This is a genomic window from Brenneria goodwinii, from assembly GCF_002291445.1.
Classification (GTDB): Bacteria; Pseudomonadota; Gammaproteobacteria; order Enterobacterales; family Enterobacteriaceae; genus Brenneria; species Brenneria goodwinii.
Window position 1 is genome coordinate 1,167,254 of sequence record NZ_CP014137.1, and the last position, 19,363, is coordinate 1,186,616.

Sequence of the window (19,363 nt, forward strand, 5' to 3'; positions counted from 1 at the left end):
CAAAAATTAGTGAGCTTTATCTGCGTTTTTAATTGAAGCCTGCAACGCTTCGGCAAAAGAATGTGCCAAAACCTGACGTTGAGCAGGGGCGACGCTGGTATTAATCAGGTTAGTCACCATATTGCCCAGAACCATTAAAGCAAGATCGGTTGGGGCATGATGCTTTTCCAGGACGTTGACCAGATCGGATAGCAGTAGTTCAACGTGTTCGTCACTGTAACGGGATGATTGTGGCATAAAATAGCGTATCTCAAGCTGTTAAAGTCACATATCTTACCGTATAGGCTCAGCCTTTTCCGCACTTTTATCATTTTAGACCGGTTGTGCGTTTACAAAGATGAAGCTCGGCTTTTGGGTTGCAGGTATATCGGTTCGGTGTTTGAATACGTTCCTTGCCAAAAGGAGAGTTTATCATGAGTCTGGATATCGACCAGATTGCCCTGCATCAGTTAATTAAACGCGACGAGCAAACGCTGGAAATGGTGTTGCGTGATTCATTGTTGTCGACCAATGCAACAGTGGAAGAGATGATGGCCGAATTGCATCGCATCTATAGCGCCAAGAACAAGGCTTACGGCCTATTTAATGAGCAAAGTGAGCTGGCGGATGCGCTCAGGGCTTGCCGTAAAGGGGATGAGGATTTTCTGGCGTTCACGCGCGCGGCCACAGGACGCCTGCGTGACGAACTGGCCAAATATCCCTTTGCTGAAGGCGGTATTGTTCTGTTTTGTCAGTACCGGTATCTGGCCGTTGAGTATTTGCTGGTTGCGGTTCTCAATAGCTGCAGCAGTATGCGGGTTAATGAGCAGCTAGATATCAGCAGCACGCATTATCTGGATATCAATCATGCGGATATTGTTGCGCGCATCGATTTAACCGAGTGGGAAACCAATCCTGAATCAACCCGTTATCTGACCTTTCTGAAAGGTCGGGTAGGGCGTAAGGTTTCCGATTTCTTTATGGATTTTCTGGCGGCGTCCGAAGGGTTGGATACCAAGGCGCAAAATCGCGGTCTGCTGAAAGCCGTCGATGAATATTGTGATGATGCGCAATTGGACAAGAATGAGCGTCAGAACTATCGACAACAGGTCTATAGCTATTGCAACGAGCAACTGCAATCAGGCGAGGAAATTGAACTGGCGGCGTTGTCTCAGGACTTGCCTCCACTGGGTGAGAAAACATTCCAGCAATTTTCAGCCGAACAGGGATATGAGCTGGAAGAGAGTTTTCCTGCCGATCGCAGTACGTTACGGCAATTAACCAAGTTTGCCGGAAGCGGTGGCGGCATTAGTCTTAATTTCGATGCGCTATTACTGGGTGAGCGCGTTTTTTGGGATCCGGCAACCGATACGTTGACCATAAAAGGAACGCCACCGAATTTGCGTGACCAGTTGCAGCGGCGTTTAACCGGCAATAAGCAGTAAAACGCCTGACGCGTGGGCCGCCGTTGGCGGTCCAAAACGGCTATCCTGCCGTTTTGTCGAACCCTGACGAGGCTTTTCAACCGTCCATCACGTATAAAGACAAAAGGCCCTGACTTGCGTCAGAGCCTTTTGTCTTTATATGGCGGTGAGGGAGGGATTCGAACCCTCGATACGTTTTCACGTATACACACTTTCCAGGCGTGCTCCTTCAGCCTCTCGGACACCTCACCGGGGGTTGCCGCATAAGTGACAACGGGGCGCTACTATAGGCAGTCACTCTACTTCGGTCAAGCAGTATTTGATGGTTTCAGCGCGTCTGGTTAAGCATTGAACGCTAATGCGGTAAGATGGTCTGGTATAAGGAATAATCACGCCGCCAGTCATGTTAATCGTATGTGCATGGCACATAAAAAAGCCACAGATCGCGAAACGACCTGTGGCATGCTTTAGTCTCGTTCTTTAGGCCAGCAGACCTTTGATATAACTGCTCAGCGCTTCGTCTTTGCTATTGGCAAAGAAGTATTCCTGGAATTTAGGACCGCTGATGGCGCCTTTCAGCAATTCTTGATCGATGCCTTTCAGGATAGTGATCAGATCTTTGTAGGCGACCGCTTTAACCGTATCGAGAATCTTCTTGTTACGCTGTTCGGAAACAACGCGTTCGCGTGGATAACCCTGGCCACCTTCGCATTCGAACAGTTTTTCGAATATATATTGCAGATTCAGCTCGGCTCCCCAGCCAAAGCCTTTGGCGAATGGCAGGGAGATCGCATTACCGTCGTTGATCTGCGCGAATAGATAACCATCGGAAGGATCAACCACCAGACCGCAGATCACGCCGGGGAAGGAGTTACAGGCCAGCATCGCGCCGGAGCCCGTGCCACAGCCAGTAACAACGTAATCAGCCGCGCCGGAGTTCAGTAAAATGGCCGCCAGAATGCCGTTTTGTACATAAGTCAGAGGGGCGCTATCTTCAGCAGAGTATTGACCGTAGTTGAAAACGGTGTGGCCCATAGGTTCAACAACTTTGGTCAAGCTAGCAGCAATCAGTTCGTTCTTAGCTGCCTGGCTATTTTCGTTAATCAGAGCAATTTTCATGTTCTTTCCTTTTTTGTGACGAGCAACTACATTTTTTAAAACTGCATTTCAATTTACTTGATGCAGTATACCGTTTACAAAATAAAGCGCAAATCGTCGCAGCAAAGATTGCGGCATAACGCGTAGAACGTGATGAAAAACACTTCCAGACTTTTCATTGATATACATAACCTGACAAAAAATCGTCTCCCAGGTTTTACTATTGAAGATACATCGTAAGTACCTGTAGTGCTATTTCCTTGAGGTGGAAAATGAATAACTGGATACAACAGATTCAGGGTCTATTGAACTCTGGTAGCGCTAAACCGGCTAATCATCAAAACGGAAGTAACGGTAATCTGGGGGATATGTTGAAACCCGCGGCGTTAGGGGGGCTTGCCGGCGTATTGTTATCGAATAAATCCGCCAGAAAAATCATGGGGTCGTTAGGCAAGAATGCATTAATTATCGGCGGCAGCGCCGCTGCCGGCGTTGTATTGTGGAACCAGTATAAGAAACGCGTACGGGATACGCATCAGGACGATCCGCAGTTTGGCGTGCAATCATCCTCCGACGATGCCCGAGCTCGGCGTCTGATCCAGGCGCTGGTATTTGCCGCTAAAAGCGATGGTCATATTGATGCCTCAGAGAAGCAGCGCATCGATGAAAATATCCAGCAATTGCAATTGGGTCATGAGGCACAGCGTTGGGTACAGGATGCCATCGAGCAACCATTGGATCCGGAGTTGTTAGCCAAAGACGTTAAGAATGAGGAAGAGGCGTTGGAAGTTTATTTTCTGAGTTGCGCGGTAATTGATGTTGACCATTTTATGGAAAAAAGTTACCTGGACGCGTTGGCAACCTCGCTTAAGATCCCGCAGGATGTCCGCCAGTCGATCGCAAGTGAGATGAATCAGCAAAAGTAAGCAAAGCGGGGTTGCTTGCGGATAGGAGAATGCATCGTGGGCGAAGCGCCATCAGGTTTTCGCCCACCGATAAAATCAGAAGGAACTCGTATCCTTGAATAAGCCGACTTTCAGCTCATCAGCGGTATAGATTAAGTGTCCGTCTACCAATACTTCGCCATCGGCAATCCCCATCACTAAACGACGGTTGATGACGCGTTTGAAATGAATGCGATAGGTGACTTTTTTTGCCGTAGGCAAAACCTGTCCGGTGAATTTAACTTCACCTACGCCCAGTGCGCGGCCTTTCCCTTCGCCACCTAGCCAGCCCAGATAGAAACCGACCAGTTGCCACATGGCATCCAAACCAAGGCAGCCAGGCATCACCGGATCGCCGATAAAATGGCAACCAAAGAACCACTGATCAGGGTTGATATCCAGTTCCGCTTCCACATAGCCTTTCCCATGATTACCACCGTCTTCGGTCATTTTTACGACCCGGTCCATCATAAGCATATTGGGCGCCGGTAACTGTGGTCCCTGAGGGCCAAATAGTTCACCACGGCTGGAGGCAAGAAGGTCTTCTTTTGTATAGGATTCGCGTTTATCTACCATGTTCTCTGTAAGCCTTGTTTTAGTGAAGCACGCAGGTTAGCGTACAGATGTACGCTGAGCAAGTCTGTTACGTCTGGTTAAACCAGTTTGATCAACGGAAAAACCAGGGAAAACGTCGACGCTCCTGTGGGTTTAATTGTCCGATTCGTTCACGGATCGCAGACAGCAAATTAGGCTGATGAGCATCGTCGTACGCCAAATTTGTCAGCAATGATATTGCTTCCGGTGCGGTTTCCACCGGGAACAGATGAAATTTTCCTTCGCGGACAGCAGCAATAACCTCTTCATGCAGACATAGGTGTCGAAGATTCGCCGCCGGCAGAACCACGCCTTGTTGACCTGTCAGGCCTCGACGCCGGCATACTTCAAAGAAGCCCTCAATCTTCTCATTTACGCCACCGATAGGCTGAACGTGGCCGAATTGATCGACAGACCCGGTTACGGCAATCTGCTGATTAATCGGCTGCAAAGCGAGAGCACTGATTAAGGCGCTCAGTTCAGCCAATGAGGCGCTGTCGCCGTCTACTTCACCGTAAGATTGCTCAAAAACGATAGAAGCAGAGAACGGAAGTTGCTGATCCAGCTCCAGCTCAGATATCAGAAACGCCTGCATAATCATCATGCCTTTGGCATGCAGATTCCCGCCAAGTTCCGCCTTGCGTTCCACATCGGTGAATTCGCCATCGCCAGGATGAACGACACAGCTGATGCGCGTCGGCTCCCCAAATATAATAGGGTGGCCGGGGTACTCTAGCACTGAAAGTCCATTGACTTGCCCAATGACATAACCATCAGTTTCGATCAGTATTTGGCCCTGCTCAATTTCATCTTGCATACGCTCGCGCAGATAGCCTTCCCGCCAGCGACGAGCGGCGACGGCGTCAACAAGCGTTTGCGCGGTGATTTCCTGGTTTTGTGCATATAGCGCGGCATACTTAAGCTGCTGAGTCAGCCATAGCGGGCATAGCGGCAGGAAGCCCTGATCCCCACTGTAACGCACCGCCTGGTTGAAAAATTCGGGCCAGGCATCGGCGGACAGCAACGGGAGATGATTTTCCCGACACAGTGAGTTGATGTAGGCACACCAACGTTCCATATCTTCGGCTTCAATAAGCTGCAATTGCGCTTCAAATTCACCGTAAACCGAGCAATCGCTTAATTCCGGTTCGATATCATGAATATCCCCTAAACTTTCCCTGTCCCCCAGAATGATTAAGCGGATATTCATCGGCATTGGCGGGATGTCGATAGGGAGAGGGGTACGCTCATCGGGAGAGAGCCAACGATATACCCCTTCGGTCATAATCTGCTTTAGACGTAACCACATTAATGGTTGAGCCAGTAACGATCTGGCTGTGAGAATCAACGTACCGCCATTCACCTTATGAATTAATCCAGGCGTAAGCGTCACTTGCCCTTGAAAGGAACGGATACACCCAAATAGCTGCTCAGGTTCAATCCACTCCTGATAGCCGCTGGCGCTCTGTGATGCAAAATTGTCCGTTGATTGTGTTGCCGGCTGAACCTGGACAGTAGAACCTTCAACAGTATATTTACTGCCGAACACCGCGTCGTTTTTAGGCCTTATGGCATTTACGGCACGCTCAATCAGTGCCAGGTACTGACCATCCTCCAACGCCTTCAACAGCATAAAACGTGAAGGTGAGCGTGGATGGCAAAACAGCGTCAAACTGTCGGCCAAACGCGGCTGAATATCAGAGAATTCAGCGGAAGCAAGTTGGTCGGCCTGGGCGAATAAGGTTTGATAAGGCGTATAGTCGGGCAGTAAATGCTGCCATGCAAGTCGGTTACTGGTCAAAGTATCAAATAGCGTCGTCTAAAGGAAAAGCGTGATTATACAAGAATAATGCAGGCTGCACATGGGGAGAGTCATATGAGGGGGAAGGACTGCTCTTAATTAGCTTGTTTTGTGCAAAAAATAGTCTTAAAAATAATCAGAGGACAGTGAAAGTCAGAGAAAAACTGTTATGCTACTATTTACGTTACGCGGTCACTGAAGAAATTAGTATGAAATATCAACAATTAGAAAATCTTGAGTGCGGATGGAAATGGAAATATCTGGTGAAAAAACACCGTGAAGGTGAAGCGATCACGCGATTCTTGGAGCTAAGTGAAGCGGAAGAAGCGGTGAATGCACTACTGCAAATGGAAAACCAGCCGGTAAAGGTGTTGGAATGGATTGACCAATGCATGAACCCTGCGCTGGAAAATCGCATGAAGCAAACCATTCGGGCCCGGCGTAAACGTCATTTTAATGCGGAGCATCAGCATACCCGCAAAAAATCAATCGATCTGGAGTTTCTTGTCTGGCAGCGTTTAGCCGCATTAGCGCAGCGGCGCGGCAGTACGTTGTCGGAAACCATTGTGCAATTGATTGAGGATGCGGAGTATAAAGAAAAATATGCCAGCCAGATGTCATTGCTCAAGCAGGATCTCAAAGCGATTCTAAACAAAGAAAGCGATTAGCTATTCGCCGACTTTATGAGTACCTGATAAATAAAAAAACCTCGCCGAAGCGAGGTTTTTTCTTTGTGGATAAACTTAAGCCTGAGGCTGAGTTACCACGTCTTTGATGCCACGAACTTCGATCTCTACACGACGATCAGGAGCCAGGCAGTCGATCAATGCAGCGCGAGGTTTCACGTTGTCACAGGTAGAACCGGTAACAGGGTTGGATTTACCTTGACCGCGAGCAGAAATCTTGTCTGCAGGGATACCTTTGGAAACCAGGTAGTCAACAACGGTCTGAGCACGTTTTTCAGACAGTGTCTGGTTGTACTGTTCGGAACCTAAACGGTCGGTGAAGCCCAGAACTACGACTGAACCGTCTTTCGGATCGAGGGTGCTCAATTGAGAGTACAGTTGATCCAGTGATTGCTGACCTTCTGCTTTCAGTGTGGATTTGTTGAAGTTGAACAGTACGTCTGACTTCAGGGTGAAACGTTTGGTTTCAACAACTGGAGCCGGAGCAGGTGCCGGAGCAGGTGCTACGTAGTCATCTTCTTGACCGAAGCGGTAAGACAGACCAACACTCATCAGCATGTTATCAGGACGAGCGCCAACGGTAGACGCGTCACCAATATTGCTAACCCACTGATAGTCTACGCGAGTAGCCCAGTTTTTATTGATAGCGTATTCGACACCTACCGCCGCCAACGGAGAAACACCGGTGTCATCTTTGTCCAGACCCTGGCCAGCATTGGTGCCATTGCTATCCGCACGCCAGAACATGCCGCCTAAACGCGTGTAAACGTCCAGGTCAGGCAGTACTGGGTAGCTGAGTTTGGCAGCGAGCTGAATGCCCTGAGCTTTGAAGCTAGCGCTATCAGTATTTGACGTTGCTGAGCCAGCGTATTTGATACGGCCCAACCAGTCGTAACCCAGCTCAAAACCCAAATAAGGGTTAGCCTGGTAGCCCAGGAACGCACCAGCGCCTAATTTGCTTTTGATTGGGTTGTTGTTGATACCTTCATAACCGTTTCCGTAGAAACCAGTGTCATGAAATTGGGAAACACCCAGTTTGCCACCGGCGTACCAGGTGTCATCTTTTGGTGCGGCTTGGGCTACGGTAGCGAAGCCAGCCAGTGCCACTGCAATTGCGATAGCTGTTTTTTTCATTTTACGCCTCATTATCATCCAAATCGGCAATTAACACGGAAGGTTAATAGACCTTTGGTTAAAAACCTTTAGCAGGAGACTTTGCTCTTATTTATTACTCACTACCAAGTATATTGGCGTTATAAAAGAGCAACTCCAGCGAGTCAAAGTCTACAACGTGATGAGAAAGTTACAAGTATGATGTGATTCGTATCATAGATAAATTAACGATTCATACATACTTACTAACAAATAGTAGATGATTTTGACAGTTATCAATGCTTTTCTACTATAAAAAAACATACCGCAGGGCTTGATAAAGCTGGCTCAGCCGGGAAATATTCTGGTTATCCCGCGAAACGGGTGAGAAAATTCTGAATTTACTTAATGATACAATATTGGGTGAATTTTTAGACTGGAAAACAGTCTATGTGCGCCGCGATTCGTGTTTTCCGGTCTCATAATAAAACCATAAGTGTTTCCTGATTGAGCCGCCAGGCGTAATCTTACTTTTTCTTCTTCGGTCAAATCATCCGGTAACCAGCATAATACCGCGCTATAATTTCCTGTCAGCAGAGCTTTTTCCATGGCATCAACCGTGAATAAAGGATTGATGTGATTCAACTGAACGCTTTTGTCTAATGGCAGCCCTGACTGCTGTAACCATGGACGACTGAGCTTCTGTTGGGGGGACAACCAAAGTAACCAGCGTGACTGTGCTCCTAACTGTTGTAAAAGTGGGAGCAATAAATGCGTAACTATGGGTTGGTCGGCGTTATACACGATTTCACTGATAACTCCGCCACAGGATATTGAAGACGCCGCCGCTAATGGGTTACCGGAAAACGGTGACGAATGAGCATGGTAAGAACGATGTGGTAAGGGGCGCATAATGAGTTCTCCGCACAGATTGCTGTATGGATATACAGTATCCTTGGCGCGAGTGAAAATCAACCTAATTTTTTCAAAGCGCTTCGCATATTCGGCATGCAACGCGCAACAAGCTCATTTTGTGTTTGAAGACGCTTTTACCCTGTGATTAATTACTTGTTCCTGTTACGAATATTCCAGTTGACAGGGCAGGTTATTCAATACTAAGGGTCACAGTAATGAAACATTTATGCGAAAAAAGGATTTTGCAGTCTAAGCATTATTTTGCATCTTTAGGGGACATAACATCTCGTTCCCAATTTGGTGGTTACAGTATCGCAGCAAATAAAATTATTTTTGCTCTGGTGTCAGGCGGTGAACTCTACCTGCGCGCCAGCAAGAAAGATGAACAGTACTTTCATGATCGTAATATGCCTCACCTTATTTACACTAAGAGAGGCATGCCGGTTCCGTTGAATTATTATCTTGTCGATGAATCTCTATGGGAGAATACGACGCAATTATTGCGCTATGCCAGAATGTCTCTGTCAGGAGCACAGCAGGATAAAGCGGCTAGAAATCAGTGTGTGCGCTTAAAAGATTTGCCTAATCTCAATCATGATCTGGAGCGTTTGCTGTGGAAAGTCGGCATAAAAAATATTGACGAATTACAGCAATATGGGGCCAAAAGCAGTTATTTGAAATTACGGGCGATCAGTGCGAATCTGAGCGTTAATATCTTACTGGCGCTGGCCGGTGCAATATGCGGTATGCATCAGGCGGCACTGCCGACGGGTATTCGTAATGAGCTGCTGGAATGGTATGAAAGCAATGTTGTGCCTTCTTTCAAAAGACACAAACATTGATTCGGCCCGGTCCTGCCGACAGATGATTTTTATAGTTGAATCATGTCATTTTTTAATTGGGTGAGTTCGGGTAATAGCTCAATGAGCAAGCCAATTTGTTGAAGAACCAATAGTTCTTTACTATCCGGTTCCGCTGACAGGGATTGAATGCGGCTGGTTATCACGTTCAGTCCCTGACTTACTTTCAGTTCTTCTTTCTCGTTGCGATGCAGCGCATCTTCCACATAGTGGACCGCGTCATCCAGTAATTGCAGGATTTCAGGCGATGAAATCTTTTCGCGATGAGCGCCTAATGTGGAGATGTAGCTGAGTAAGGTGTGATTGAGGCACATCAGGCGGAAGGCGCTGTCCATTTTATTTCGAATGGCGTGTGGTTCCGACGACATATTGGAAACCACGGACGCTAATTCCGCATCGCAGTTATGGGCGTCGCGTCGGGCAACACGGTAAGTCAGGCTATTATCTTTTCCCTGGTGGTATTGCACCATGATCGCATCCAGATAGCGGCAATTCGCACTCAATGTTTTATTGATAACGGCCGGTAGTCCGCGAAAACGCCAGTCCGGCCAGATAAAACTTACCGCTATCCAGGCAATGGCGCATCCGAGCAGGGTATCGATTACGCGTGGCGCAGCGACTTCAAAACCTTCACCGAGCAGATTGAAACATAACAGCACCAGCAACGTAATGAACATGGTGGCATGGGCATATTGCACATGACGAAAAGCAAAAAACAGTACGCCGCTAATCACGATAAGCGTCAATTGTCCTTCAATTGACGGCACAAAATATAAAATAGGCAGCCCCAGTAAAATCCCGGTCAATGTGCCGATGATGCGCAGCGCCAGACGACGCCGTGTAGCGTTATAGTTAGGCTGACAAACAAACAAGCTGGTCAGCAGTATCCAATATCCATGCCGCATGCCTGTAAGCTGAATAAGAGCATATCCGCTGCAAAGCAGGACCGACATCCGAACCGCATGGCGAAATAGCGCTGATTGAGGGGTCAGGTGGCGGCTGATTCGCAGCCGGATATCGCTCAAGCCGGTAATTTTATCATCGGCCAGCGTATTTTCCGGATTGCTTTCTTGCTCAATGCTTTGTTCTGATTCAATGGTCGATAGCTGCGCGTCGATCGCACGCAGGTTATTCAGCAAATATTGTAACGCCTTGATTTGTGAAGAATCGGTATGATTGCTTTCGGCAATGCGCATTATTGCCAGTTCAAGATGAACGAAAGCGTGTTCAATCCTGCTATCATGCTGATATTTCTGGTGAAATAAAATAGATTGCGCTAGCTCTTGGCAAGCGCGAGCCTGCATTGAGAGTAATCGTTGAAAGCGGAACAGCACATCGCTATAGCGGAATTTTTCACGTAACTGCGAGTAATTCACGTGAGAGGAACTGGCCCGTTCATGGATGTCCTGGGCGACAAAATAGTAATGTAACGTACGACGCGTGCTTCTCTGGCCGCGATCGCCGCGCAGGCGGGTCAGCAATGAAGACTTTGTCTGGTTCAGGGTCGCCACCACCTGGCTGTTGACCATGGTGACGTCGATCAGCGGTTTATTCGAATCTTCTTCAAGGTCGGGATCGAAGAGGTTGGCTTTGGCATCAAGATAGCGCGCAAGCTGCTGATAACACTGCGCCAGGTTGTCCTGTAGCGGCCGGATAGGGAAGATCAGATGCCCGAGCAGCGTGAGCAGGTTGTACCATAATGCGCCAATCAGCAACATGATGGGTTGTTGATACCAGGTATCATAAAGCGAAATGCCCAGCATGGTGTATACCGCAATCAGCAGTGCACCAAAAGCGATGGTGGCGTAACGCTGCCCTAGCGCGCCGAGCAGGATAAAACCCCAGGTAGATAACGCGAGCCCGATGCCAAATAGCCAGGGATAGGGAAATAGCAGTTCGATTGAAACCGATGCAATGAGAAAACAGAACAAGGTAATAAACAGGTTACGTAAACGCCCGGTCAGTCTATCGTCAAGATCGGTTAATGCGGCGGCAACCACACCCAGCGTAAGCGGGATGGTTGACGTCGGCTGGCCCAGCCACCAGGGAACGGCTGCCGCACCGGCAAGCGCAATAAAAATGCGGATGTTATACAGCCAACTGCTGTTATAAACGTAGCGGCGGATCCCGGGGGCGAATGCGAACAACGATGTATCCTCTGACTCAGTTAACGATAGTGGCGGCGGGCGTTTTCTTCTCTGGCTGCCTGGGCCATTTCTACTGGCACCACTCGACGGCCGACCGGCCACAGTGCGATGGCCGCGATTTTGAAATTGGCGATACCCACAGGAATACCAATGATAGTGATGCACTGCGCAATCCCGGTGATGATATGCGATAGGCATAACCACCAGCCGAAGAAAATAAACCAGAAGATGTTCAGTAGCGCCCCGCCGGCGTTTAAAATGGCATTCCTTCCATCCGGGCGGAGTTCGTCAACGTGAATAGCCTCGTTGCCATAGGGCAGAAAAGACAATTTGGTGATTTCCCAACATGAGCGAGTCAGCGGCAGAGTGAATATCAGCAGTACACTCACCACCGTAGCGAGAAGCCAGGATAGCGTGGTGAAAAAACCACCCAGCACGAAATTAAGGATATTCAATACGGCGCGCATAAATTCTCCAGTGTTTCCAGAACAAGCAAACTCTATGATGATAAACGAATTATTACATTAACTATCAAGATATCCTAACCTGTTTTTAAGGCTAGAGCGTAAATGCAGATAACAGGTAAACTACGATAATGGGCGATCAAAATCTCACAATATTCATGGCGCAAATATAATGGAGCTTAAATCAACATCGTTAGGTAAACATTTGGCGCAGCACCCCTATAACCGGGTGCGGCTGCTTAACGCGGGCGTCGAAGTGAGTGGCGATAAACATGAATACATTATCCCGTTCAACCAGCTTTTGAATATTCATTGTAAAAGAGGGCTGGTATGGGGAGAGCTGGAGTTTGAGCTCCCGGCAGACAAAGTTGTGCGTTTACATGGTACCGAGTGGCAGGAAACACAAGCCTTTTACCGTTATTTACTCAACTCCTGGCAATCCTGGAGCGAGGAGATGAGCCTGGTGAGCGCGGAGGTATTGCAAAAACAGGCGGACGAAATTCATACGCTGGAGCAGCAGGATAACTGGTTTGACCGTAAGGCATTGGTGCAATTGCAGGAGAATATTTGCAATACGCTGGCGTCGCTTCCGTTGCCTATCGCCCGGCTTGATGAATTTGCGATTTGCCGGGATAACTACCAGCTTTGTCAACAGTGGCTTGAGCGCGGCGCCAAGCAGCGTACCGAATGCAATCAGAAATGGATGGAACGAACGCTGGCGGCGCAGCAGGATTTCTTTCAGTCGGTAGAAACGACGGCATTGAATATCGCGCAATGTAAAGCGGTAATGAATGGAGAAGAGGCGGTATTGGTGCTGGCCGGGGCCGGCAGCGGTAAAACGTCAGTCTTGGTGGCTCGCGCCGCTTGGTTAATGCATCGCAGGGAGGCTATTCCAGAACAGATTCTGCTGCTGGCCTTTGGACGAAAAGCGGCGGAGGAGATGAATGAACGTATTCAAGCCCGGTTACACACGAAAGATATCCAGGCGAAAACCTTCCATGCCTTGGCGCTGCACATCATTGAGCAATCCAGCCGTAAAGCGCCGATGATCAGCCAGTTGGAAAGCGATGGTAAAAAACGTCGTGAACTGCTGATACGAAATTGGCAACAGCAATGCTCGGAGAAAAAGGCGCAGGCCAAAGGTTGGCGTCAATGGCTGACGGACGAACTAGGGTGGACTCTCCCCGACGGCGATTTCTGGCGCGATCAGGCTTTGGCCGAACGTTTGGCCGGGCGTCTGGAGCGCTGGGTTGGGCTAATGCGCATGCATGGCGGCAGCCAGAGTGAAATGGTGGAACAGGCGTCGGATGATATCCGCCCGTTATTCCAGCAGCGAATCCGGCTAATGGCGCCGTTGTTGAAAGCCTGGAAGAAAGCATTGAAAGATGAGAATGCGGTGGATTTTTCCGGCCTGATCCATCAGGCGGTAAATTTGTTGGATAAAGGACGTTTTATCAGTCCGTGGAAGCATATCCTGGTGGATGAATTTCAGGATATTTCGCCTCAGCGTGCGGCCTTGCTGTCTGCTTTACGCAGGCAAAACAGCAGGACATGCTTATTCGCGGTCGGTGATGACTGGCAGGCCATTTATCGCTTCAGCGGAGCAGAGCTGTCGCTGACAACGGCTTTTGAACAAAATTTTGGCGTCAGCGAGCAGTGTGCGCTGGATACGACCTATCGATTTAATGAACGCATTGGCGAAGTTGCCAATCAGTTCATTCAGCAGAATCCCCATCAACTCAAAAAACCGCTTAATAGCTTGAGTAAAGGGGATAAAAAAGCAGTAACGATCCTTCCACAGGAACAATTGGAGCCTTTGCTGGACAAATTAAGCGGCTTCGTTAAGCCGGATGAACGTATTCTGGTGCTGGCCCGCTATCATCATCTACGCCCTACGGTGCTGCAGAAAGCCACGACAAAATGGCCGAATCTGCATATCGACTTTATGACGGTTCATGCCAGCAAAGGCCAGCAGGCCGAATATGTCATTATTGTCGGCATGTATGACGGAAAAGACGGATTCCCTGCGCCGGCACGAGAGTCCGTTCTTGAACAGGTGCTTTTACCCGCGCCAGAAGATTTTCCCGACGCGGAAGAGCGGCGTTTGCTATATGTCGCATTGACCAGGGCCAAGCACCGGGTGTGGTTATTGCAGGATAGTAAAAACCCGTCACTCTTTATCGAACAGTTACGTAAGCTAGGCGTGCCATCACAGCGTAAACCTTGATGGAAACATGCTCAACAGGCTGACGGTGTCGCGTCGGCCTGTTGCGACACACATAAATGTGCGAATGCGGTTACTTTAAACGATCTTTAAGATAACGTTGATAATCAGGGATGGCTATTTCGACAGGGTGTCTAAACAGTTCGGAATTAATCAGGAAGTCGGCTGTTGAGCGGTTCGTCGCCACCGGAATATTCCAGACGGTGGCCAGCCGCAGCAATGCTTTAACATCCGGATCGTGCGGCACGGCGTTAAGGGGATCCCAAAAGAAAATCATCAAATCTATTTTCCCTTCAGAGATCAACGCACCAACCTGTTGATCGCCGCCCATTGGTCCGCTCAGCATGCTCTTGACAGGAAGGCCGGTATTCATCTGAATCAAATTACCGGTTGTACCTGTGGCATAAAGCTTATGTTCGGCAAGCACCGCCTTATTGGTTTCGACCCAATTCAACAGTGATTGCTTGCAGTGGTCATGCGCGACCAGGGCAATATGTTTATGTGCGGCGATAGTGCGGGTGGTGTACTCCATGGTTACGTCCTTCATCGGTAGGGTATAGCTGTCGGTGTGGTGAAAAACAGATTACGGAAACCCTGTTTCACTGCAAAGTGATAAAAAGAAAAAATGAGAGCGCCCGCCAAAAATCTCATGTCATTACTCGTAGAATCACCGTGTTAGTGACTCAGTGTGTATCTTTTTCATGCACCCAGTGAAGAAATCGTTGTTGGGTTTCTTTATCAGCCTTTTGAAACCAATACCGCATAATTGCAAATAACGTGCTGGAGGGAGTTGGGTCGTCGTCTAGCGTGTCCGTCATCGGCCAACCTTCTGGTTGACCAGTTTTTACGGCCGAGGGGATTGTCGCAAAGCGCGCGACAGACGCTTTATGATTTGCCGAGTTATATTCAGATATCTTTTTTTCTACATTATGAGCCAACTCGTCGTCGGTAATGTTCAATATGTCGAAGCGAGTGGGAATGATTTGATGACGTCCATCTATCAACTGGTAATTGGGTTGTTGATCAAATTTTTTACGTTCCTGACTTGTTTCCAACGACGGAAATTTAAACGAAACGGACTCAAGGTTTTGGGCGTCGAATGTCGCAATCAGAGCAGGGGACGTGTAGGTTATCTGGGAATTGCCTGTTGCCGCACCGGCGATTTTCACTACTTTAAAAAGAATTTGATGTTGTCCGTTGTCAAGCTCAAGGCTATCCGCGCCTTTTAAAAGCGAACTGGATACTTTCTGCCCGTCCACCACAATAAGATCGATGTTCTGATCTAATTTCAGCGTGGTTGCGATGGCTGGCATGCATATACCTGAAATGAAAAGGCACGCAATGGCAAGGCCTAATTTCATTAATATCCCCAAAAGTCTATTTATTCGAGTATTGTTGAGCAATTATCGGAATGTGTCAAAGATTTCAATTTGCAACATGGCGTTATTATTTATGATGATTGTAACGAAATCTCTCCCGCTTAAATTCTTGTTTTTCCGTTATAAAATATTTTAAATCAATATGATAATTCCCACCTTTATTGAAAAGTGTACGATACTTCGTAGAGCGTAACGTAAAAGGTACTGACCATGATGAAAGACAGCGATATTGAATCCGTACTTAAAACAGTAAAAACCATTGCACTTGTGGGGGCTAGCGAAAAACCGATGCGGCCAAGTTATGGCGTAATGGCTTATTTGCTTGAGCAGGGTTATGAAGTGATACCCGTTAGTCCTAAATTAGCAGGGCAAACTTTACAAGGACAAAAAGTTTACGCCAGCTTGAATGATATCCCACAACATATTGATATGGTTGATGTATTTCGTCAGCCAGACGCGGCTTACGATATTGCTAAAGAGGCAATCGACATCGGCGCTAAAGTATTGTGGTTGCAACTCGGCGTCGTTAATGAGCAAGCTGCCGCTCTGGCTCGCAATGCGGGACTGCAAGTTGTGATGGATCGCTGTCCTAAAATTGAAATTCCACGTCTGGGATTAGAAAAATAGAGCCGATCGCATTTACCGGTTTTAACGCCACAACCGGTAAATGTTGATGGATCAGTCTATATATGAATCAATGGCGCAGCTGGGGCGCCCGGCGTTGAATGACCTTTGACAATTCCTCTAATGAGGGATGCTCGTCCTGATATGGTTCTTCTTTCATCAGTTGGGCTTCTGCCAGATATGTATGAATAGGTTGCCCTTCATCATCTTCCATTACGACATGATACCAGGGGGCGGTTCGCAGCGTATCGTGAGCGTTTAGTTCTTCCCACTTGGGTGCTTCTAATGAATATTCGGGATCGATATCGATAACGACACCCGGATACCCCAGAAGTTTATGACGAATCTGCTGCCCGATTCCAAATTTACAGATGATCATATAATCTCCTGAGAAATCTACAACACTCTCTAAATGGGGTGAGCTTTCAGTTTTTTCAAGTGGTGCGAACAGTGCGCAAGCTTATTTTTTGCACAGAATGCTTCGGTTGAATACTATGATATTAGTATGTGTCATTTTTAGGCCGATACCATCGGATGAATAGCTGGCCGCTTCATATAGACAAAGGCCGATAATGATTAAAAGAAAATAGGAGAGGGGAGATGCCGACAGTATCCGTAGCTGCCTATGTTTATGGGATGGTTCAAGGCGTTGGCTTCCGTTATAGCACGCAGCACCGGGCCAAGCAGCTAGGTGTTAACGGTTATGTGCGCAACAGTGACGATGGCAGCGTAGAAGTTATCGCCAGTGGCGAGCATCAGGCTGTTGAACTGTTGGTTGAGTGGTTGAAACAAGGGGGGCCACGTAGTGCCAGGGTGGAAAAGGTCCTCACTGAGCCACATGGCAAAGCGGATTATAAAGGTTTCAACATTCGCTATTAACGTCTATATGCATTTGACTGGCTTGGGCAAACCAGCAATTTTGGTCGCTTGTTTCGCCGGGCCTTTGGGGAATAATCGATACAGATAGCGGCTATTGCCCTTTTCTTCACCATACTTTTGCGCCATCGCTTTGACCAACATGCGAATGGCGGGCGATGTATTAAACTCTACATAAAATGCCCGAACAAACCGGACCACTTCCCAGTGCGCATCTGTAAGCGAGATACCTTCCTGTTCAGCTAATACCGAAGCTAAAGCCTCGTTCCAGTCAGTGCTGTTCATCAGGTATCCCTGAGCATCCGTTTCAATGATTCGGCCTTCAAACTCCAACATATTTCCTCGGGCGTAGTGCGACATCGCGCCAGTTTAACAAAAATTTCTTTCGCTAAGAACAAAACAAAAGCCCCGCGGGGCGGGGCTCTCATCATTCATTGGCGATAATCAATCGTTACGCATAATGCCCAAAATGCTTAACAGGCTGACGAAAACGTTATAAATCGAAACGTAGAGGCTGACTGTCGCCCGAATATAGTTGGTTTCACCACCGTGGATGATGTTACTGGTTTCCCAAAGAATCGCACCGGCGGAAAATAGAATAAACAGTGCGCTAATGGCTAAATGCAGCGCCGGGATCTGCAGGAACAGGTTCGCGATCACGGCGACTACCAGTACGACAAAGCCAGCCATCAGCATGCCAGACAGGAAAGACATGTCCTTACGGGTAGTTAGCACATAGGCCGAACAGCAGAAGAACACCAGCGCCGTACCGCCCAATGCAAGCATAATGATGTCGCCGGAACCGGCTGATATCAGCATACTCAATAGCGGACCCAGCGTGTATCCCATAAATCCCGTCAGCGCAAAGGCGGCCAGAATACCCGCAGGGCTATTTGCCAACTTGTGAGTCAGGAACATCAGACCATAAAAACCGACCAGCATTAAGAGCAGGCCGGGCGCAGGCAGATTCAATGCCATGCTGGCGGTTGCTGTGACAGCGGAAAATCCTAATGTCAGCGATAGCAGGAAATAGGTATTACGTAATACCTTATGGGTGCTAAGCAACGAGCTTTCGCGAGTTGACGAAACAATAATACGATCCATATTAGCGACTCTCTCTTTCAGGGGGCCATTATCCAACATCAAAGAGTAAATAGTTACCACACGTTATTAAAGGCGTTTTACCCTTCTTTACGCGGTAAGTTGATATATTTATGAACATTATGGCGTTTTTGCGCTCATCTGAATCATAAGAGGCTATTTTTCAGGCAATTGAACACAATGATGCTTTACAAGGCTCAACTCTCTGTTTATAGTGCGCGTCATTGCGGAGGAGTGGCCGAGTGGTTGAAGGCACCGGTCTTGAAAACCGGCGACGCGAAAGCGTTCTAGAGTTCGAATCTCTACTCCTCCGCCAACCAATTCAACGGGTTAGCTTAGGCTAGCCCGTTTTTTTTGGTGATTTGGAGTACACACTTGGAGTTACCTCTTGTCTGAAATGAATAATTATTCTTTATCAAGTGTTGGCGCGATCTTGCTTTTCAGTCGTAGACCAGTACTTGGCTCCCTGTTTTATGCCTGCTGAAAAGCTGTTTGTCTCTATTCTCTGAATTGCCCCATGCTTTCTTCTAGTTAAGTCATTAACTTGTTGATGATGCGATTTAACATACCAAGATGATGACTTATGCTTGGTAAAAACGCCTAAATTCACATAATAATCGGTATCATGTTGCTACATAGATGTTCTGCTTGATGGAGACATGTAAGCCATGAGTTGTGAATCCTGCGCTGACCTTTGCGTTAAATATGTGATCCGTACACCCAATGACTTGCGCAAAGCCATCCGAATAGCCGCTCAAAATGTGCAAGATGGCACAATTACGGAAATAAAGGCTGATCCAGATTGGAATCAATTTAGTTTTGAAGAATGTGCGAAAACGATGTGCTGGGGCGATATCGTCGCTTACCAGTTCGTCTGTAACCGTTGTGGACAACGATTTACGCTGGGAGCTGAAACTTACCACGGTAGCGGTGGAAGCTGGGAACCCGATAAGGGGAAACACCCTATTATAGATTAGGCAGGAACAGAAAATGAGCCCGCTACTCAAATGAGAAAATCTGGATTTCTCTATGTGGGAAGAGGTACCGGAAAGTGTACGCATTGCCTGAGAGATGGCTTTGCGATAAAGAAGAGGCTGAACTGTAATCTGATTTATTCAACAAATCCTCTGAGTGCACTAAAACAGTATCTGGCGT

At 47.8% G+C, this 19,363-nt stretch carries 21 protein-coding genes and 2 tRNA genes; 9 read left to right on the forward strand and 14 right to left on the reverse strand.

The annotated features are described in order from the left end of the window. Positions 1–6 precede the first annotated feature (6 nt). Positions 7–237, reverse strand: coding sequence for a YejL family protein (locus ACN28R_RS05310; protein WP_048638486.1), 231 nt, complete (start codon positions 235–237; stop codon positions 7–9). A gap of 176 nt (positions 238–413) precedes the next feature. Between ACN28R_RS05310 and yejK the strand changes: the two genes are divergently transcribed. Continuing rightward, positions 414–1,424 carry a nucleoid-associated protein YejK gene (gene yejK, locus ACN28R_RS05315; RefSeq protein WP_048638487.1) on the forward strand — a complete coding sequence of 337 codons (1,011 nt, stop codon included), beginning with the start codon at positions 414–416 and terminating at the stop codon, positions 1,422–1,424. 140 nt (positions 1,425–1,564) lie between these two features. On the opposite strand, the gene ACN28R_RS05320 is transcribed toward yejK, so the two are convergent. Together ACN28R_RS05320 and ACN28R_RS05325 are read right to left on the reverse strand one after the other, a co-directional pair. Continuing rightward, positions 1,565–1,654, reverse strand: a tRNA-Ser gene (locus ACN28R_RS05320). A gap of 229 nt (positions 1,655–1,883) precedes the next feature. Continuing rightward, positions 1,884–2,522 (reverse strand): RpiB/LacA/LacB family sugar-phosphate isomerase, encoded by a 639-nt coding sequence (locus tag ACN28R_RS05325; RefSeq protein WP_095833827.1) that lies wholly within the window; start codon positions 2,520–2,522, stop codon positions 1,884–1,886. 251 nt (positions 2,523–2,773) lie between these two features. Here ACN28R_RS05325 and ACN28R_RS05330 point away from each other — a divergent pair, with 251 nt between their 5' ends. Then, the gene (locus tag ACN28R_RS05330) at positions 2,774–3,427 is read left to right on the forward strand and encodes a tellurite resistance TerB family protein (RefSeq protein ID WP_095833828.1); all 654 of its coding nucleotides are present in this window, start codon (positions 2,774–2,776) and stop codon (positions 3,425–3,427) included. Between the two features lie 75 nt (positions 3,428–3,502). On the opposite strand, the gene fabA is transcribed toward ACN28R_RS05330, so the two are convergent. Further along, positions 3,503–4,021, reverse strand: coding sequence for a bifunctional 3-hydroxydecanoyl-ACP dehydratase/trans-2-decenoyl-ACP isomerase (gene fabA, locus ACN28R_RS05335; protein WP_048638490.1), 519 nt, complete (start codon positions 4,019–4,021; stop codon positions 3,503–3,505). A gap of 91 nt (positions 4,022–4,112) precedes the next feature. After that, positions 4,113–5,840: an AAA family ATPase gene (locus ACN28R_RS05340; protein WP_048638491.1), complete on the reverse strand. Its 1,728-nt coding sequence runs from the start codon at positions 5,838–5,840 to the stop codon at positions 4,113–4,115. Positions 5,841–6,049: 209 nt separating this feature from the next. Here ACN28R_RS05340 and matP point away from each other — a divergent pair, with 209 nt between their 5' ends. Next, complete coding sequence (matP, locus tag ACN28R_RS05345) at positions 6,050–6,508, forward strand: macrodomain Ter protein MatP (protein ID WP_048638492.1); 459 nt, start codon at positions 6,050–6,052, stop codon at positions 6,506–6,508. Positions 6,509–6,583: 75 nt separating this feature from the next. Here matP and ompA read toward each other — a convergent pair whose 3' ends face one another. Together ompA and sulA are read right to left on the reverse strand one after the other, a co-directional pair. Further along, positions 6,584–7,660, reverse strand: a complete 1,077-nt coding sequence (gene ompA / locus ACN28R_RS05350; RefSeq protein ID WP_048638493.1) for a porin OmpA — start codon at positions 7,658–7,660, stop codon at positions 6,584–6,586. Positions 7,661–8,023: 363 nt separating this feature from the next. Continuing rightward, a complete protein-coding gene (gene sulA, locus ACN28R_RS05355; RefSeq protein WP_095833829.1) occupies positions 8,024–8,530 on the reverse strand; it encodes an SOS-induced cell division inhibitor SulA in 507 nt (168 codons plus the stop codon). A gap of 218 nt (positions 8,531–8,748) precedes the next feature. Here sulA and ACN28R_RS05360 point away from each other — a divergent pair, with 218 nt between their 5' ends. Next, a complete protein-coding gene (locus ACN28R_RS05360; RefSeq protein WP_048638495.1) occupies positions 8,749–9,375 on the forward strand; it encodes a TfoX/Sxy family DNA transformation protein in 627 nt (208 codons plus the stop codon). Between the two features lie 29 nt (positions 9,376–9,404). On the opposite strand, the gene yccS is transcribed toward ACN28R_RS05360, so the two are convergent. Continuing rightward, the gene (gene yccS / locus ACN28R_RS05365) at positions 9,405–11,540 is read right to left on the reverse strand and encodes a YccS family putative transporter (protein WP_095833830.1); all 2,136 of its coding nucleotides are present in this window, start codon (positions 11,538–11,540) and stop codon (positions 9,405–9,407) included. A 20-nt stretch (positions 11,541–11,560) separates the two neighbouring features. Continuing rightward, entirely contained in the window at positions 11,561–12,007 is a 447-nt protein-coding gene (locus ACN28R_RS05370; RefSeq protein ID WP_048638497.1) for a YccF domain-containing protein, read from the reverse strand. 169 nt (positions 12,008–12,176) lie between these two features. Here ACN28R_RS05370 and helD point away from each other — a divergent pair, with 169 nt between their 5' ends. Further along, a complete protein-coding gene (helD, locus tag ACN28R_RS05375; protein WP_095833831.1) occupies positions 12,177–14,231 on the forward strand; it encodes a DNA helicase IV in 2,055 nt (684 codons plus the stop codon). 70 nt (positions 14,232–14,301) lie between these two features. On the opposite strand, the gene ACN28R_RS05380 is transcribed toward helD, so the two are convergent. Further along, positions 14,302–14,760: a methylglyoxal synthase gene (locus ACN28R_RS05380; protein ID WP_048638499.1), complete on the reverse strand. Its 459-nt coding sequence runs from the start codon at positions 14,758–14,760 to the stop codon at positions 14,302–14,304. 151 nt (positions 14,761–14,911) lie between these two features. Continuing rightward, on the reverse strand, positions 14,912–15,589 hold the full coding sequence (locus tag ACN28R_RS05385; RefSeq protein ID WP_072065875.1) for a DUF2057 family protein: 678 nt from the start codon (positions 15,587–15,589) through the stop codon (positions 14,912–14,914). A 231-nt stretch (positions 15,590–15,820) separates the two neighbouring features. Between ACN28R_RS05385 and ACN28R_RS05390 the strand changes: the two genes are divergently transcribed. Next, complete coding sequence (locus ACN28R_RS05390; RefSeq protein ID WP_048639905.1) at positions 15,821–16,234, forward strand: CoA-binding protein; 414 nt, start codon at positions 15,821–15,823, stop codon at positions 16,232–16,234. Between the two features lie 67 nt (positions 16,235–16,301). Here the strand turns inward: ACN28R_RS05390 and hspQ are convergent, their stop codons facing one another. Then, a complete protein-coding gene (gene hspQ, locus ACN28R_RS05395) occupies positions 16,302–16,610 on the reverse strand; it encodes a heat shock protein HspQ (protein WP_048638500.1) in 309 nt (102 codons plus the stop codon). Positions 16,611–16,831: 221 nt separating this feature from the next. On the opposite strand from hspQ, the gene yccX reads away from it, so the two are divergent. Further along, positions 16,832–17,110, forward strand: a complete 279-nt coding sequence (yccX, locus tag ACN28R_RS05400) for an acylphosphatase (RefSeq protein WP_048638501.1) — start codon at positions 16,832–16,834, stop codon at positions 17,108–17,110. Positions 17,111–17,113: 3 nt separating this feature from the next. Here yccX and tusE read toward each other — a convergent pair whose 3' ends face one another. Together tusE and yccA are read right to left on the reverse strand one after the other, a co-directional pair. Continuing rightward, on the reverse strand, positions 17,114–17,443 hold the full coding sequence (gene tusE / locus ACN28R_RS05405) for a sulfurtransferase TusE (protein WP_048638502.1): 330 nt from the start codon (positions 17,441–17,443) through the stop codon (positions 17,114–17,116). Between the two features lie 108 nt (positions 17,444–17,551). Next, positions 17,552–18,211 (reverse strand): FtsH protease modulator YccA, encoded by a 660-nt coding sequence (gene yccA / locus ACN28R_RS05410; protein WP_048638503.1) that lies wholly within the window; start codon positions 18,209–18,211, stop codon positions 17,552–17,554. A 225-nt stretch (positions 18,212–18,436) separates the two neighbouring features. Between yccA and ACN28R_RS05415 the strand changes: the two genes are divergently transcribed. Both ACN28R_RS05415 and ACN28R_RS05420 read left to right on the forward strand, forming a co-directional pair. Next, positions 18,437–18,524 (forward strand) — tRNA-Ser (locus ACN28R_RS05415). A gap of 352 nt (positions 18,525–18,876) precedes the next feature. Further along, complete coding sequence (locus ACN28R_RS05420) at positions 18,877–19,185, forward strand: hypothetical protein (protein ID WP_048638504.1); 309 nt, start codon at positions 18,877–18,879, stop codon at positions 19,183–19,185. The last annotated feature ends 178 nt before the right edge of the window (positions 19,186–19,363 follow it).

Excerpts from the sequence above, each read along its gene's own strand:
- ACN28R_RS05310 (WP_048638486.1), bottom strand. The coding sequence starts at position 237 with ATGCCACAATCATCCCGTTACAGTGACGAACACGTTGAACTACTGCTA.
- yejK (WP_048638487.1), top strand. The coding sequence starts at position 414 with ATGAGTCTGGATATCGACCAGATTGCCCTGCATCAGTTAATTAAACGC.
- ACN28R_RS05325 (WP_095833827.1), bottom strand. The coding sequence starts at position 2,522 with ATGAAAATTGCTCTGATTAACGAAAATAGCCAGGCAGCTAAGAACGAA.
- ACN28R_RS05330 (WP_095833828.1), top strand. The coding sequence starts at position 2,774 with ATGAATAACTGGATACAACAGATTCAGGGTCTATTGAACTCTGGTAGC.
- fabA (WP_048638490.1), bottom strand. The coding sequence starts at position 4,021 with ATGGTAGATAAACGCGAATCCTATACAAAAGAAGACCTTCTTGCCTCC.
- matP (WP_048638492.1), top strand. The coding sequence starts at position 6,050 with ATGAAATATCAACAATTAGAAAATCTTGAGTGCGGATGGAAATGGAAA.
- ompA (WP_048638493.1), bottom strand. The coding sequence starts at position 7,660 with ATGAAAAAAACAGCTATCGCAATTGCAGTGGCACTGGCTGGCTTCGCT.
- sulA (WP_095833829.1), bottom strand. The coding sequence starts at position 8,530 with ATGCGCCCCTTACCACATCGTTCTTACCATGCTCATTCGTCACCGTTT.
- ACN28R_RS05360 (WP_048638495.1), top strand. The coding sequence starts at position 8,749 with ATGAAACATTTATGCGAAAAAAGGATTTTGCAGTCTAAGCATTATTTT.
- ACN28R_RS05370 (WP_048638497.1), bottom strand. The coding sequence starts at position 12,007 with ATGCGCGCCGTATTGAATATCCTTAATTTCGTGCTGGGTGGTTTTTTC.
- helD (WP_095833831.1), top strand. The coding sequence starts at position 12,177 with ATGGAGCTTAAATCAACATCGTTAGGTAAACATTTGGCGCAGCACCCC.
- ACN28R_RS05380 (WP_048638499.1), bottom strand. The coding sequence starts at position 14,760 with ATGGAGTACACCACCCGCACTATCGCCGCACATAAACATATTGCCCTG.
- ACN28R_RS05385 (WP_072065875.1), bottom strand. The coding sequence starts at position 15,589 with ATGAAATTAGGCCTTGCCATTGCGTGCCTTTTCATTTCAGGTATATGC.
- ACN28R_RS05390 (WP_048639905.1), top strand. The coding sequence starts at position 15,821 with ATGAAAGACAGCGATATTGAATCCGTACTTAAAACAGTAAAAACCATT.
- hspQ (WP_048638500.1), bottom strand. The coding sequence starts at position 16,610 with ATGATCATCTGTAAATTTGGAATCGGGCAGCAGATTCGTCATAAACTT.
- yccX (WP_048638501.1), top strand. The coding sequence starts at position 16,832 with ATGCCGACAGTATCCGTAGCTGCCTATGTTTATGGGATGGTTCAAGGC.
- tusE (WP_048638502.1), bottom strand. The coding sequence starts at position 17,443 with ATGTTGGAGTTTGAAGGCCGAATCATTGAAACGGATGCTCAGGGATAC.
- yccA (WP_048638503.1), bottom strand. The coding sequence starts at position 18,211 with ATGGATCGTATTATTGTTTCGTCAACTCGCGAAAGCTCGTTGCTTAGC.
- ACN28R_RS05420 (WP_048638504.1), top strand. The coding sequence starts at position 18,877 with ATGAGTTGTGAATCCTGCGCTGACCTTTGCGTTAAATATGTGATCCGT.